This is a genomic window from Niastella soli (assembly GCF_017742245.1).
GTDB classification, from domain to species: Bacteria; Bacteroidota; Bacteroidia; order Chitinophagales; family Chitinophagaceae; genus Niastella; species Niastella soli.
Genome location: NZ_JAGHKO010000001.1, coordinates 763,610 through 776,214, shown reverse-complemented (window position 1 = coordinate 776,214; position 12,605 = coordinate 763,610). Strand labels below are relative to the sequence as shown.

The 12,605-nt window shown below is 43.8% G+C and carries 13 protein-coding genes; 7 read left to right on the top strand and 6 right to left on the bottom strand.

Features of this window, described 5'->3' with window-relative positions; all coding sequences use genetic code 11:
* Positions 1–37: 37 nt before the first annotated feature.
* From J7I42_RS02935 to J7I42_RS02925, 3 genes are all read right to left on the bottom strand, one after another.
* A complete protein-coding gene (locus J7I42_RS02935) occupies positions 38–700 on the bottom strand; it encodes an autotransporter outer membrane beta-barrel domain-containing protein (protein ID WP_209137276.1) in 663 nt (220 codons plus the stop codon).
* A 120-nt stretch (positions 701–820) separates the two neighbouring features.
* Entirely contained in the window at positions 821–2,092 is a 1,272-nt protein-coding gene (gene serS, locus J7I42_RS02930; protein ID WP_209137275.1) for a serine--tRNA ligase, read from the bottom strand.
* A 70-nt stretch (positions 2,093–2,162) separates the two neighbouring features.
* Positions 2,163–2,606, bottom strand: coding sequence for a GNAT family N-acetyltransferase (locus J7I42_RS02925; protein ID WP_209137274.1), 444 nt, complete (start codon positions 2,604–2,606; stop codon positions 2,163–2,165).
* 37 nt (positions 2,607–2,643) lie between these two features.
* Here J7I42_RS02925 and J7I42_RS02920 point away from each other — a divergent pair, with 37 nt between their 5' ends.
* From J7I42_RS02920 to J7I42_RS02895, 6 genes are all read left to right on the top strand, one after another.
* On the top strand, positions 2,644–2,988 hold the full coding sequence (locus tag J7I42_RS02920; protein ID WP_209137273.1) for a hypothetical protein: 345 nt from the start codon (positions 2,644–2,646) through the stop codon (positions 2,986–2,988).
* A 26-nt stretch (positions 2,989–3,014) separates the two neighbouring features.
* Positions 3,015–3,704: a peptidylprolyl isomerase gene (locus J7I42_RS02915; protein WP_209137272.1), complete on the top strand. Its 690-nt coding sequence runs from the start codon at positions 3,015–3,017 to the stop codon at positions 3,702–3,704.
* A gap of 120 nt (positions 3,705–3,824) precedes the next feature.
* Positions 3,825–4,205, top strand: a complete 381-nt coding sequence (gene gcvH / locus J7I42_RS02910; RefSeq protein ID WP_209137271.1) for a glycine cleavage system protein GcvH — start codon at positions 3,825–3,827, stop codon at positions 4,203–4,205.
* A gap of 92 nt (positions 4,206–4,297) precedes the next feature.
* On the top strand, positions 4,298–4,843 hold the full coding sequence (locus J7I42_RS02905) for an RNA polymerase sigma factor (RefSeq protein ID WP_209137270.1): 546 nt from the start codon (positions 4,298–4,300) through the stop codon (positions 4,841–4,843).
* Between the two features lie 29 nt (positions 4,844–4,872).
* Positions 4,873–5,673, top strand: a complete 801-nt coding sequence (locus tag J7I42_RS02900) for an anti-sigma factor (RefSeq protein ID WP_209137269.1) — start codon at positions 4,873–4,875, stop codon at positions 5,671–5,673.
* 51 nt (positions 5,674–5,724) lie between these two features.
* Complete coding sequence (locus tag J7I42_RS02895; RefSeq protein ID WP_209137268.1) at positions 5,725–6,117, top strand: VanZ family protein; 393 nt, start codon at positions 5,725–5,727, stop codon at positions 6,115–6,117.
* Between the two features lie 684 nt (positions 6,118–6,801).
* Here the strand turns inward: J7I42_RS02895 and prfA are convergent.
* Complete coding sequence (gene prfA, locus J7I42_RS02890; protein WP_209137267.1) at positions 6,802–7,866, bottom strand: peptide chain release factor 1; 1,065 nt, start codon at positions 7,864–7,866, stop codon at positions 6,802–6,804.
* 156 nt (positions 7,867–8,022) lie between these two features.
* On the opposite strand from prfA, the gene J7I42_RS02885 reads away from it, so the two are divergent.
* Entirely contained in the window at positions 8,023–9,192 is a 1,170-nt protein-coding gene (locus J7I42_RS02885; RefSeq protein WP_209137266.1) for an amidohydrolase family protein, read from the top strand.
* A gap of 345 nt (positions 9,193–9,537) precedes the next feature.
* Here the strand turns inward: J7I42_RS02885 and recO are convergent, their stop codons facing one another.
* Positions 9,538–10,278 carry a DNA repair protein RecO gene (gene recO, locus J7I42_RS02880; RefSeq protein ID WP_209137265.1) on the bottom strand — a complete coding sequence of 247 codons (741 nt, stop codon included), beginning with the start codon at positions 10,276–10,278 and terminating at the stop codon, positions 9,538–9,540.
* Positions 10,275–12,572 carry a type IX secretion system anionic LPS delivery protein PorZ gene (porZ, locus tag J7I42_RS02875; protein ID WP_209137264.1) on the bottom strand — a complete coding sequence of 766 codons (2,298 nt, stop codon included), beginning with the start codon at positions 12,570–12,572 and terminating at the stop codon, positions 10,275–10,277. Before porZ ends, recO begins: the two co-directional genes overlap by 4 nt.
* Between the last annotated feature and the right edge of the window lie 33 nt (positions 12,573–12,605).

The following is a 12,605-nucleotide window of genomic DNA, read 5'->3' as shown; positions in this document are numbered from 1 at the left end:
AACCCCCTGAAGGTGAGAAATATATTATCCTTGGGTATTAGAGTAAAAAGCGAAAACCTACATTGAATTCGACTTTACCTCCGGATGATATTCCGGCTGTGAATTGGTTAGCTTTAGTGATAATTGGTTTAGTATTACCAGGAGACGTTGTATTTTTTATCTCCGTTTTAGTATAGGCAACCCCCAACAGGTTATTAAGAGATGTTTCTAAAAGGAATTTTTTTGTAACGGCAAAGGATATTCCTGGTATTACTTCCAGAGAACCTATCGACGATTTGGTCACTACTTTAGTTCTGCTATTCTGTCCAAATGCTGAGGTGCTTTCACTTTTTATGTTTTCGTAGTTTGCACTGGCCTCACCAAATATATATAACCGGTTAACAATGGGGATATACTTACGTACGAAAATACCGGCTCCATAATCGTTAAACTTGTTTTCTAACTCTGAACCGTTATTTTTTATTTTACCATGGCCATATGTTAAGGAAATACCTACCACAAGATTATCCTTTACCACTAAGCCTATTGCCGGACTGATGTGAAAACTATTGCTTTTTGTATAAGGGGTATCCGTTCCTGATTTGGTTTGGTTATATCCAATACTACCACCTACCCAAACAGCGTCTTTGCTGATCTGGGCCTTGGTGCTTACCATAAATGCACATGCGAAAATGAGAATGAGTAAAAATCTTTGCTTCATATTACTTGGTTTTTGGTATAGCAAATATGAAAAGCAAAAAGGAAGTATGCATTATTGCATACTTCCTTTAGCAAAGATTTATGTTAAGAAAATTAGAAGAGAAAATCTCGTATATAGTTCTTAGTTGATCTGAGATGCGCCAAAATAACTATGAAGGGCAGCCGGTAATTGAATGCCGGTCTCGGTCTGGTGGTTTTCCAGTAAACAGGCAACTATTCTTGGCAGGGCCAGGGAGCTACCATTTAATGAATGCACCAGTTGATTTTTACCATTGGCGTCTTTAAACCTGATCTTCATCCGGTTGGTTTGATAGGCCTCAAAGTTTGATACAGAACTAACTTCCAGCCATTTTTGCTGTGCGGCGCTGTATACTTCAAAATCATAAGTAAGGGCAGATGCAAAACCCATATCGCCACCGCATAGTTTTAAGATGCGGTAAGGCAGTTCAAGCGATTGCAGCAACGTTTCCACATGGGCTACCATGTCTTCCAGCACGTCGTAGCTTTTATCGGGGTGAACGATCTGTACAATTTCTACCTTATCAAACTGATGCAGGCGGTTCAATCCACGTACGTCTTTACCATAGCTTCCTGCTTCCCGGCGGAAACAAGGCGTGTAGGCCGTCATTTTAACGGGCAGTTCGGTTTCCTTTAATAATTCATCACGATATATATTGGTAACCGGTACTTCCGCTGTAGGTATCAGGTAAAAATTGTCTTCGGTAACAAAATACATTTGTCCTTCTTTATCGGGCAACTGACCAGTACCAAAGGCCGAGGCCTCATTTACCATAAGCGGGGGCATGAACTCTTTATAACCGGCATTGGTATTATAATCTAAAAAATAGGCGATAAGTGCCCGTTGCAATTTGGCGCCTTTGCCAATATACACGGGAAAGCCACTGCCGGTAATTTTATTACCCAGTTCAAAATCTATGAGGTTGTATTTTTTGGTGAGGTCCCAGTGCGGAACAGCACCTGCATGCAGGGTGGGTTTGTTACCCCCTTCCCGTATGGTAATATTATCTTCGGGTGTTTTGCCGGGTGGTACTTTTTCAGAGGGCAGGTTAGGCAGTTTTACGATCTGCTCCTGCAGTTTTTTTTCTGTTTCTGCCAGTTGATCGGCTATTGGTTGCAAGGTTGATTTTAAAGCAGCCACTTCCTGTTTGTGTGTTTCCGCGGCTTCTTTTTGTCCCTTTGCCATTAATTGCCCGATCTCTTTGGATGCTGCATTTACTTTTGACTGGGTAGTATCAAATTCAAGCTGCAACTTTTTCCGGTTATCATCCAGGGAGATGATCTCATCTACCAATGCAAGATCCCTGAAATTTTTTAAAGCCAGTCGTTCCTTTACCAGCGCCGTGTTTTGTCGAATAAATGCGATCTGTAACATGTGAAATCAGGTTTGCGCAAAGATAGGTTAAATAGCCAATCCGGGCCAGGCCGGTAACAAGTAATGGAGATCAGCTAATTGTTTTATATACATCCTGTTTAACAATTGCCATCATATATTCAGGGTTGGCCAGTTCGGTAAAGTCGAACTGTCGATACAGGCCATGCGCATCGCGGGTAGCCAGCATAAAACGGCGTAAACCCTGCAGATCGGGGTGGGTAAGTATCACCTCCATTAACCACTTGCTAAGGCCCTCGCCACGGCAGGTTTCGTCGATAAAAACATCGGCCAGGTAGCCAAAGGTGGCGCAGTCGGTAATTACCCGGGCAAAACCCACCATTTGAGCGTCTTTATAAACACCAAAACAAATAGCGTTCTCTATTGATCTTTTTACCGTGTGCAAGGGGATCCCTTTCGCCCAATAGGATTGCTCAGAAAGGTACTGGTGAATGTATTCCAGGGAAAGTGTTGCTTTGTCTGTGTTGATGGTATAGTTGTCTTTGTGCCAAATCATAGGCTAAATTAGCAAAATTGGTTACTATCTTTGCATCATGCAGGCAAAAGACGATTTACAAAGCCGTTGGTGGAAGCTGGAAGAAAAGCTGATGGAACGGTTTGACAAAAAACCAGACATGGAAACTATTTTATTTTTAATAGGTATCCAGGAATTTGGGGATATAAAGGCAAAATTTACCAAAGAACAAAAGCAGGACCTGATGCATATTGCTACCTGTTCGTTACTGGCGCAAAGCGGCTATTACGAACTGGAAGGGGTAGATGAAGAGGGCTGGCCCCATTTCAGGCAATTGAAGGCACTGCCGGTGATGAACCTTCCAGAACAGGAGAATTTTTTAAAAGATCACATTCTTTTGTATTTTGATCGGCAGGAATTCTAATGCTTCCGATCTAAATCACACTACTTATGAATAAACTGTTAGTACTCCTCGTATCCTTATTTTTCTTTTCATCCTTTGGTGAACAGCATCCTTACCAGGTAAAAAAGGGCGATCTGAATAAAGATATAGAGCTGGTAACCTCCAAAGGTACAATGGTTATCAGGTTATCGGATTCTACTCCTAAACATCGCGACAATTTTATAAAACTGGTTAACCAGCATTTTTACGATGGGTTGTTGTTTCACCGGGTTATGAGTCAGTTTATGATCCAGGGCGGCGACCCTAAAAGTAAGACCGCAAAACCTGGTGAAGCATTAGGTGGGGGAAGTCCCGGTTATACCATTCCAGCTGAAATGAGATCAGATCTGTTCCATAAAAAAGGCGCCCTGGCCGCGGCCCGTACGCCAGATGAAGTGAACCCTACCCGCGAAAGCAATGGCAGCCAGTTCTTCATTGTGCAGGGAAGGGTTTATGACGATGCAGACCTGAACCAGGTAGAAGCCAGGCTCAATGGGTATAAGATCCCTGAAGCGCATCGGGAGGTATTTAAAACAATTGGCGGTTCCCCTTCGCTCGATACAAAATATACCGTATTTGGCGAAGTGATAAAAGGGCTCAATATAATCGATAGCATTGCTGCCGTTCCTGTTGGCGACCGGAACCGTCCGATAGAAGATGTACGTATCATAAAGGCTAGCCTTATAAAAAGACAATGATGTAAGAAGTACGGATTGTAAAAATGGAAAGCCAGTCATAATATAATTGTGCACTTTCCAATATCCGGCCCCTTGGGACTAACATAAATTTCTTAATCTTGCAGCACAAAAATTGAAAACATGAATTTTCCGGAAAATCTGCACTACACTAAAGATCACGAATGGATTAAACTGGAAGGCAACATTGCCACTATAGGAATTACCGATTTTGCTCAGCGCGAACTGGGTGATATCGTTTATGTAGAAATTGAAACAGTTGGCAAAACCCTGATGGCAGAAGCTGTATTTGGTACAGTAGAAGCTGTTAAAACAGTGTCTGACCTGTATCTGCCAGTTTCCGGCACCATTAACGAAGTTAATCCGGCACTGGGTGATTCACCTGAGGTGGTTAACAGCGATCCATATGGTGAAGGCTGGATGGTTAAAATGACCGTAAACAATCCGGATGATGTAAAGGCCCTGATGGACGCTGCTGCATATACAAATCTGGTAGGTGCCTGATAAATAAATTAAATCCGGTGCGGTTGTTATTACGTAAATTGAAAGTGGTTTAAGACCACTTTTTTTGTTTACGCCAGTTCCGGGTAAAAACATTGGGAATTACACTAACATATACTGAACAGGAGTTGGTGTCTCTGTTACGTAACAGGGATAACAAGGCCTTTGCATACTTGTATGATAACTATGCATCGGCCCTGTACAGTATTATATTGCAGATAGTAAGCGACGCCGAGCTGGCCAATGATGTGTTACAGGAGGTTTTTGTAAACATCTGGCGCAGAATTGAGCAGTATGATATGGGTAAAGGCCGCTTATTTACCTGGATGATGAACATCGCCCGGAATGCCTCCATTGATACCCTAAGGTCGAAGGGATATCAGAATAGCCGTAAAAACCAATCTATTGAGGATAACGTAGATACCTTACAGGTTACGGATGTATTACAGCCTGGAGTAGATACGATTGGGTTGCGAAAAGTGCTAGAAAAATTAAAAGCTGAGCAGCGGATATTAATAGAACTTGCTTATTTTAAAGGATATACGCATGAGGAGATTGCCGAGTTGGAAAAAATACCACTCGGAACGGTAAAGACGCGTATCCGGAATGCATTGATCCAGTTACGAGAGTTATTAAAGTGAACATACAGGAATACATATCAAGTGGCATAGTGGAAAGCTATGTATTAGGGCTCGCTGAGGACTCGGAACGGACAGCCTTTGAGCAAATGTGCACCCTGCATGCCGAAGTTCGTGCGGCCCGGGATGCTTTTGAGCTTTCCCTTGAGCAGCAGGCTTTGTCGGCGGCTGTTGCCCCTCCTGTAACCTTGCGGCAAAACATTTTGCAACAATTAGCGGCAGAAACGGTCCCTGAAAGCAATAGCATTACCCCTGTGGTGCAAATGCGTCCCATCCGGCGTTCGCCTGTTCCCATGGCTATGCGGTATGTGGCGGCAGCTGCCGTTGTATTGCTGGTGGCCAGTGCAGGGCTGAATATTTATTACTTCAACAAATACCGCGATTACAGCCAGCGGTATGACCAATTGCTGGCTCAGCAAACAGAGCTGGCAAAGAATAATAATGCCATGCAAACCCGCATGGGAAATTACGAGCAAACCATCAAAGGGTTAACCAATCCTTACATGGCAAAGATTACCATGGAAGGTAAGGACGTACCCAATAATGGAAGCCCAGACCCCCGTAGCCTGGCGACCGTTTTATGGGATACCCGCTCCAAAGATGTTTATCTGATGGTAAATAATCTGCCCATGCCTGAAACCGGCAAACAATACCAGTTATGGGCCATTGTAGACAACCAGCCAGTTGATGCTGGCATGCTCGATATGTCTTATGGTCATATGATGGTTAAAATGAAAAATATCCCCCGCGCCCAGCTTTTTGCGATCACCCTCGAACAGCGGGGTGGAAGTTCAACTCCTAAAGGGCCTATGTATGTAATGGGGAAAGTTTAGTTGTATACCACCAGTATGTTATTTTGAAGTATCTTACCCTTCTATATGTATATGATGCGATTTGTTAAAAAGCTTTGTACCTGGAAAATCATTCCTTTAGCCTGGACTGTAATAACCATAATCTTATTGTGCCTGCCAGGTTCCGCCATCCCCAGTGCCGGTGTTTTTTCTACAGAGGGTATTGACAAAGTGGTGCATACCATTTTATTTGGCGGCATTGTTTTGCTTTGGGGTTTCAACATGTATTTTCATCGTAATGACAAACAAAAATGGCAGCAGATTATTGTCTTACTGACACTTTTCAGTATAGGATTGGGGATTGGGTTAGAATTTCTACAACGGGATTATATTCCAAATCGCAGTTTTGATGGATATGATATCATCGCAGATTCAACAGGCGCCATATTAGCCGCTGTTTATCACCTTTTTGTAAGAGTAAGATAGAAGGGAATTTCTGTTAATCAGTTAGTTATATACAAAAAAATAGCCCCTGTAGAAACAGGGGCCGTAACCAAAACTAACTGCTTATGAGAAAATTGACTGCTTTGTGTGAGTCGTTAAAAAAGAACTTTATTATATAACGCAAATCGGATGCCATTAGTATAGAGGAGCCCGTTAAAGTAAGATTAAAAGATCACCTGCTAAGAGAACAAAGAACTTGCGCGATAAATTTCTAATGCAAAGGAACTACGTATTTCCAATATTTCAGACATCTGTTAAGACTTTTTGTAAAACGTTAACATTCGCGTGGTTTTAGAAATAACGTGCCGATACTACACACGTAAATTCCCGCAACCATACCAAACGAACGTTAATTTCAGCAGCCTATAACTCATTCATTTATATTTCGGTAATAAATACCGTTATAACGGCAAGTAGTACACTAGTTTAGTATGCTGTTAATTAATGAAAATTTAATGCCTTTTTCTTAATACCCACTTGTGGTGATTTTTGTGACTTTCATTCTGGTAAGCGGGGAGTGTGGAACTATTTCGGGCCGGTGGTGAAACGCTTGCTATATCAGCGTTGTATTAGTTTAGCAAGTTATACTTGTAACATTTTGGAAATACAGGGTAAATAAAAAGGCCCCGATACAGTGGGGCCTTTTAAAATGTGTTTCCTGGACGATTAATTCTGTTTAGCTAATTTTTCAGCATTTTCAGCAAATTGTAATGCATCAATAAATTCCTGCACATTGCCATTCATTACATCGTCTAAGTTATAAACGGTAAGCCCTATTCTATGATCGGTTATACGGCCTTGTGGATAGTTATAGGTTCTTATCTTGGCGCTTCGGTCACCAGAACTTACCAGACTTTTTCTATGTCTTGAAATTTCATCTTCCTGCTTACGTACCTCTTCTTCATATAATTTGGTACGAAGCATTTGCATCGCTTTTTCGCGGTTGCCTAACTGGGTACGTTCGGTTTGACACATTACCACAGTACCGGTTGGAAGGTGGGTTAAGATAACTTTGGTTTCCACCTTGTTCACGTTCTGTCCACCCGCACCACCGCTTCGGGCAGTTTCCATTTTTACGTCACTATCTTTTACTTCAACGTCTACTTCCTCAGCTTCGGGCATTACAGCCACTGTAGCGGCGGAGGTATGTACCCGGCCCGATGTTTCCGTATCTGGAACGCGTTGTACCCGGTGTACGCCACTCTCAAATTTCAGGGTGCCATATACATCTTCACCGGTTACTTCCAGCTGAACCTCTTTATACCCCCCTACGGTACCCTCCGATTCGCTCAGAACGGCTGTTTTCCAGCCTTTCTTCTCACAATAGCGCAGATACATGCGTAACAGGTCGCCGGCAAACAAACTGGCTTCGTCGCCACCAGTACCGGCCCGGATTTCCAGAATACAGTTCTTTTCGTCCTGTGGATCTTTGGGGATCAGCAACTGACGAATGTGCGCTTCCAGCTTTGTCTTGTTTTCATCCAGCGCAGGCAGCTCTTCCTTCGCCAATTCACGCAATTCGGCATCATCGCCATTCAGTGCTTCTTTATATACTTCCAGGTCACCCAGCACTTTTTTATACTCCTCGTAAGCAAGCACGATCTTTTCCAGGCTGCGGTATTCCTGGCTCATCGCCCTGAATTTCCTGTTATTGCTTACAATTTCAGGATTGGTTAACGCAACCCCCAGGTCCTCAAACTTGGCTTTTATGGCTTCCAGTTTGTCTAACATAATTTTGACTTATTTTACCAGTTACAGTCCCAAACGACGGTCAATCGATAAGGAAGAAAGAAATGTGCTTACTTTTGCCTCTTCTTTCGGACCAGCGGACCGCCCGTTTTTCCGACTGATATTAAAACCTGCAAAGTTAATTGTTTCAGCGCTTACATGAATTACCGAAAGTTCACCGCCGATCATTTATTTACCGGTTCTGAATGGTTATCAAACGATTCCGTTCTAATTACCGGCACCGAAGGAGAAATAATTGATATTGTGCCGGCGTCAGCCGCCGGGGAAGGGGTAACCTCTTTTACCGGAATTTTGAGCCCCGGGTTTGTAAACTGCCATTGTCACCTGGAACTGAGCCATATGAAGGGCATTATTCCCGAAAAGACCGGCATGGTTGATTTTCTGGTGCGGGTAATACAACAACGGGGTTTTGATGGCGAGATCATTCAAAAAGCCATCGAGGAGGCAGAAAACAGCATGCTGCAAAACGGCATAGTGGCAGTTGGAGACATCTGTAATACTGCTAATACGGTAGAACAGAAAAAGAAGGGCCGGCTGCTGTACCATAATTTCATTGAAACAATGGGGTTTATAGAGCAAACGGCGGGGCAGCGGTTTGATGCTTCCCGGGCCGTTTATGAGCAGTTTGCCCGCCTGTACCGCAACCCTGCGGAGTCCAATAGCATTGTACCACATGCGCCCTATTCGGTGTCACCAGCCTTATTTCAACTGATCACCCATTTTCCAGGTAATCACCTGCTCACCATCCATAGTCAGGAGAGTGGGGCTGAACGGGAGTTTATTGAAAAGGGTACCGGCGATCTTCACCGGCTATACCAGGCGCTGAATATTGATATCTCCTTTTATAAACCCCGGTCAACCGGAAGTTTGCCTGCCTATCTTTCTCATTTTCTGCCCACTCAATCGGTGATCCTGGTTCATAATACCAACACCAATAAGGATGATCTGGAATATGTTGCCAGTGGGCAATTGCCAATTGCCAATTTGTTCTTTTGTGTGTGTCCCAATGCGAATGACTACATTGGTAATCCCCTGCCCAATATTGACCTGTTACGGCAATACAAGGCGGCTATTGTGATAGGGACCGATAGCCTGGCTTCTAATCACCAATTAAGCGTCCTGGCTGAACTGCAAACCCTTCAGCGCCATTTCCCCAATCTTGAAAAAAAGGAACTGTTGCAATGGGCAACCCTCAATGGGGCAAAGGCCCTGGAAATCAATGATGTGGTAGGAAGTTTTGAGCCGGGGAAAAAGCCGGGGGTGCTTATTATTGATGAGCAATTTTCTATGGTGGAGCGATTGATATGATATAGCACCATCCATATCCGTCCTCCTCTTTGATACCTCAATGGTACCTCTTTGTCTCCTCTTTGGGTCCTCGGAATTCGAGGTGTTTCGGGGAGGAATTGAGGTAGTTCCGAGGAGGCAATGAGAAGAAAATAACAACCATCACAGGAATTCGACTATTTATCACACCATATTCCTCCATTCGTCACACCAAAAATGAATTTTCCGAGGAGAAATTACCATTCGTCACACCGTTCTTCTCGAGTCATCACAGCGGTTCCCGAAGCCCGTCACATGATAGAAATATCGAATGGAGGGAAGGGGTACCTTTGTATTTCGTACGGCAGTTCTTTGCATGCATATTCTTTAACCTAGCACTTCCTGTAAAACAGGTAACGTTTTCATGATCCCGAAATCTGCAAAGTGCAACACATAATAGGTTTGATAAGCCTGTAACAATATGCGCCGGGTTTCCTGGTTGAGTTTTATCTGCGACAATTCATGAGGCTGCATTGCCTTGAGTAATTGTGACGTGATATAACTGTAAGGGTATGATAAAAAATGGGGATGGACCGGATGCTCGTGTACAAATTCTCCTTCCTGCAGATCGAGATAGGTGGTTTGATCGGTATACTTATCGCTAAAACGGAACCCATAGAACGAAGCCAGGTGCAGGGCAAAGTATAAGGGGAAATTACCCGCTATCTGTACATCTGCCTTATCAAGATGTATAAACGCATCTTCAGCAAAATAGAACAACTCAGGGTTCGCTTCCGGTTGCTTGAGTGTTTTCGACAACAATTCCACCATGAACAAAGCCACAGAGTTTTTTACCACATCAAAAAAGATATGCTGGTATAAATAGCCCCATTTAAACTCACGCAGGCGTTGCAGATGATGCAACTCGTTATGATAAGCCGTAAGGTCAAGGATGGCGCCTGGCTGAAACAGGTTGGCCTTGCCGCTGCCTTTTTTGCTGGAAGTACGCACCCCATTTACTATATACGATTGTATGCCGAACAACTCCGTGAAAATAGTAACGATGACGCTGGTCTCGCCATATTTCACGGTTCGTAATACAATGCCCTTGGTATTATGGAGTGTCATTTTTGAATGAATACAATTTTGGTGACCAGTTTTTGTTGGTGTTCTTCATCGCTGGCCAATACCAGGTAAACACCAGATGAGATACTGCGGCCATTATAATCTTTACCATTCCAAATGGCCTGGCTGCCAAGCGCCTTTGTTTGATATACCAACCTGCCATTCAGTTCAGTGATCTTTACAATGGCATTGTTAGGTACGCCTCTGATGGCAATGGTACCGGTATAACCCGGTGGCACAGGATTGGGGAATACCAATACGTCACTATTGGTCTCTTTTGTTTCTGTAGCCGTGCTGCGAAACGAACAAATGCCTTTGGCGGTAGCAAAAAATACTTCACCGGTTTTGCCATCGATGGCAATCTGTTTTACATCATTGCTCAATAATGGACTATTACTTACTGTAAACCGGTAAATGATCTTACTGGCATCGGCACTTAATAGCCATACGCCATTTTGTGTACCTACCCATTTGCGATCGGCGCCATCCACAGCAATGGTTTGTACCTGTTCGTCGCTAAACAAATATCCTGCAAAGTTATCCTGCTGAACAATAGGTAACACCGCATCGCAGCCATTGTTTGTCACAGCCTGTTGTGTGCATTGAATAACGCCAATGCCTTTGGCAGTGCCCACCCAGATAAAGTTGTTTTTGTCTTTTGCAATACACCGTACATCATTATCCGGCAGGTTGCCGTTCCCTTTTCCACTGCGGAAAAATTTCCATTGATCATCGCCGGGGTTGTCGATGTTTTGGCCATGATTAAAACAGGCAAGGCCATTGTTCTTAGGCAGCACAATCCATTTCTGGTTATTATCATCGATCACTATTTGCGAAACGGCCTGCTCTGGCAGGGCAAAGGGAATAATAAACGACAGCCAGCTGCCATCTCCTTTTTTAACCAGCAGGGGGTTCAGTCCGCCATAATTGGCTACCCATAAATTATTATCGGCATCAAAAGCAAGACCGCTGACCCGGTAACTTTTTGCATTAAAATAGGTTGGTTGAACAGGGGAGTTTTGTTTGAAGATGTTGATGGAATTATCTTTTTTGATGTTCACCAATCCGCCGCCAAATGAACCGGCCCATACGCTTTCATCGACGGGATCAGCGGCTACAGCTACCAGATCGGTAAGTGAATCCAGCTTGGGAAAACGTGAACCATTGAAGTAATTCCAGGTGTTATCAGTAAATGAGAACAAACCGTTTTTATTATTGAGCGCTTCCCAATTGGTGTTTACAGCGCCAGCTGTTGCCCATATGGTATTATGGAGCGCCTGCATACTGCCGGTAGCTATTGCGGGCGGCGCATCGGGCAACAATCGGTGAAATGCATTGCCGCTGTAATTCGATAAACCCGCCAACGTATCTGCTATATAGTATTCATTTTGGTAAATAATTGCCTGTCGCGGCGCGGCGGTGAGTTGTGCGTCCAGGATTGTTTGATCGGTTGTTCCGGTAGCCGTAAGCACCACTATCCGGCCCGTGTTGTTATTGGTTTCGCTAAGGAGTATTTTGTTATTTGATACGGTGCAATTTCTGATGGTCCAGCCATCGCGGTATAATAAACTCCAGGCGTTGCCGGTTTGTAACCACAACGAATCGTTTCTTACCGCCACTACATTGTTTTGAATGGATGCCAATGCCTGTACATTGCCGGCAGGTAAACCATTGCTGCCAGAAACCAATTGCCAGTTGCGGAAATCCGCGAGATTGGCGTTCGCGGGTGCTTTCTTTAGTCCTTCGCTGGTAGCTGCATAAACCGTATTCCCATTGCTGGTAATAGCATTTACTGCCACCTTTGAACCGCCATTCCCAATGATGTAGGTATCTTTTATTTCGTATTTATCAAGGTTGATCACCACAATACCTATACCTGTAGCCAGATAAGCCAGTTGCTGATCAATGTATACTGTCTTTACTGTTTTATCGCCTGCTATACTGGCATTCTTTAAGGAATTAATATTGATGAGCTTGTCTTCAACCAATACATCAATATTGCTGTTATTGTAAGCAATTACCACCCGCTGGCCGTTTGGTTCGGCGCCCATAGCGCTGATGCCGGTTTCGGCCAAACCATTGGTGCGGCTCCAGCGTTCGATGGTGTTATCGACCACCTCAACAGAAAATAAACTATACGGAGTAGCGGCCCATATTTTACCATTGGTATAAGTAACGGCAGTTACCTGTTGGTAAGGTAGGTGATCCCGCCATTGACCTATTGGCTGAAATTGTGCCAGCGAAACAAACGGAATGGTGAGCGCCGCGCAATAAAAGGCCAGGATGCGTTGTAGCATAGTTTTCAAAGGTAATTATATGTGGTTGAATTA

Bases quoted from the DNA above. Each gene is read 5' to 3' on its own strand.
- gcvH (WP_209137271.1), top strand. From the start codon at position 3,825: ATGAATTTTCCGGAAAATCTGCACTACACTAAAGATCACGAATGGATT.
- prfA (WP_209137267.1), bottom strand. From the start codon at position 7,866: ATGTTAGACAAACTGGAAGCCATAAAAGCCAAGTTTGAGGACCTGGGG.
- porZ (WP_209137264.1), bottom strand. From the start codon at position 12,572: ATGCTACAACGCATCCTGGCCTTTTATTGCGCGGCGCTCACCATTCCG.
- J7I42_RS02885 (WP_209137266.1), top strand. From the start codon at position 8,023: ATGAATTACCGAAAGTTCACCGCCGATCATTTATTTACCGGTTCTGAA.
- J7I42_RS02895 (WP_209137268.1), top strand. From the start codon at position 5,725: ATGATGCGATTTGTTAAAAAGCTTTGTACCTGGAAAATCATTCCTTTA.
- serS (WP_209137275.1), bottom strand. From the start codon at position 2,092: ATGTTACAGATCGCATTTATTCGACAAAACACGGCGCTGGTAAAGGAA.
- J7I42_RS02915 (WP_209137272.1), top strand. From the start codon at position 3,015: ATGAATAAACTGTTAGTACTCCTCGTATCCTTATTTTTCTTTTCATCC.
- J7I42_RS02935 (WP_209137276.1), bottom strand. From the start codon at position 700: ATGAAGCAAAGATTTTTACTCATTCTCATTTTCGCATGTGCATTTATG.
- J7I42_RS02920 (WP_209137273.1), top strand. From the start codon at position 2,644: ATGCAGGCAAAAGACGATTTACAAAGCCGTTGGTGGAAGCTGGAAGAA.
- J7I42_RS02925 (WP_209137274.1), bottom strand. From the start codon at position 2,606: ATGATTTGGCACAAAGACAACTATACCATCAACACAGACAAAGCAACA.
- recO (WP_209137265.1), bottom strand. From the start codon at position 10,278: ATGACACTCCATAATACCAAGGGCATTGTATTACGAACCGTGAAATAT.